The organism is Nodosilinea sp. P-1105 (assembly GCF_012911975.1).
GTDB lineage: Bacteria > Cyanobacteriota > Cyanobacteriia > Phormidesmidales > Phormidesmidaceae > Nodosilinea.
The window spans coordinates 1-518 of the sequence record NZ_SMDQ01000194.1; the positions used below are offsets into that span (position 1 = coordinate 1).

The following is a 518-nucleotide window of genomic DNA, read 5'->3' on the forward strand; positions in this document are numbered from 1 at the left end:
ATGCCAATCACAGGCCAGGCACCCAAGAAGAAGTGCAGGCTGCGGCTGTTGTTGAAGCTGGCATATTGGAAGATCAAGCGACCGAAGTAACCGTGGGCTGCCACGATGTTGTAGGTCTCTTCCTCTTGACCAAACTTGTAGCCGTAGTTCTGAGACTCAGTCTCGGTGGTTTCACGCACCAGAGACGAGGTCACCAGAGAACCGTGCATGGCGGAGAACAAAGAACCGCCGAACACACCGGCTACACCCAGCATGTGGAAGGGGTGCATCAGAATGTTGTGCTCAGCTTGGAACACCAACATGAAGTTGAAGGTACCGGAAATACCCAGGGGCATACCGTCTGAGAAGGAGCCTTGACCCAAAGGATAGATCAAGAACACAGCGGTAGCAGCGGCCACAGGAGCGCTGTAAGCAACGCAGATCCAGGGGCGCATGCCCAGACGGTAGCTCAATTCCCACTCACGACCCATGTAGCAGAAAACGCCAATCAGGAAGTGGAAGATAACGAACTGGTAAGG

Annotated in this window: 1 pseudogene; it reads right to left on the bottom strand. The window is 54.1% G+C overall.

Annotated elements, in window-relative coordinates:
- Positions 1 to 518, bottom strand: a pseudogene (locus tag E1H13_RS28395) (photosystem II q(b) protein); the annotation flags it as partial.